The organism is Vibrio sp. YT-18 (assembly GCF_033337345.1).
Taxonomy (GTDB): domain Bacteria; phylum Pseudomonadota; class Gammaproteobacteria; order Enterobacterales; family Vibrionaceae; genus Vibrio; species Vibrio alginolyticus.
This window is the reverse complement of the sequence record NZ_JAWOQO010000286.1, coordinates 1-1,038: the sequence shown is the minus strand read 5'-3', so window position 1 is coordinate 1,038 and position 1,038 is coordinate 1. Positions and strand designations below refer to the sequence as shown.

Annotated in this window: 1 pseudogene; it reads left to right on the top strand. The window is 46.2% G+C overall.

Features of this window, described 5'->3' with window-relative positions:
• Positions 1-79 precede the first annotated feature (79 nt).
• A pseudogene (peuA, locus tag R7M72_RS26030) lies at positions 80-1,038 on the top strand (TonB-dependent siderophore enterobactin receptor PeuA); the annotation flags it as partial.

Genomic DNA, 1,038 nt, shown 5'->3' with positions numbered 1-1,038 from the left:
TTATATTCACTCGCAAAATAAATAAGAGGGAATCACATTCACTGAATGTGCGACCCGAAAATAATCGGAGTGAAAGGATATGTTTACTAAGAGCCATTTGGCATTAGTGATCGGTGCGGTGCTAGCAGCGCCTGCAGTGGCAAACGTTCAAACAGATGAGCACCTAGTTGTAGAAGGTCGCGAGTTCGGCTACAAAGCTGATACCAACAGTACAGCGATGCGTATGGAAATGACGCAGCTAGAAACTCCGGGACAGGTTGCGGTCATCGACGAAACCGTCATCGGTGAGCAACGCGCAAGTACACTAGGTGAAGTGTTACGTAATGACGCGAGTGTAAGCGCAGGTGGAACTAGCCGTAACCGTGAACGTTTCTCGCTACGTGGTTTTGAACTAAGTAGCTCTGATGGCTTCTTACGTGATGGTCGTCAGCACTGGTCACATTACCGTCAGCCAATTGAGCTTTTAGAGCGCGTTGAAGTGCTAAAAGGTCCATCTGGTCTACTTTATGGTAAGTCTGAGCCGGGTGGCTTAGTAAACATGGTTTCTAAGAAACCAACAACGCAAACACAGGTAAGCTTGAGCCAAGATATCGGTTCAAACGAACATTCGCGTACCGTACTTGATGTAAGTGGTTCTTTAAATGACGCAGAAACGCTACGTGCTCGCGCTATTTTTGCGAAAGAAAACTACAGCTCTTGGCGTACGTATGGCGATGGCACAAAGCCGCAAACTGACCGTGTTGTGGGTGGCCTAGTTGTTGAGTATGACATCACTGAAAACATCATGGTGTCAGCGCATTATGACCGCACAAAAGACGAAGGTAGCGTAGATTCAGGTGCTTACATCGTGGACGGAAAGCCAGTTCGTGGTGATAAGTACATCTGGGACGCTCAGTGGTCAAAAATTGATAACGACGTAGAAAACTACGGTATCGATATTAATGCTCAAGTGACTGATAACGTGAATGTGAAAGCGGGTTACAACCGTCAAGACTTTAAGCGTTGTGATGTAGAGTCTTACCCTAAGTTTGACAATTA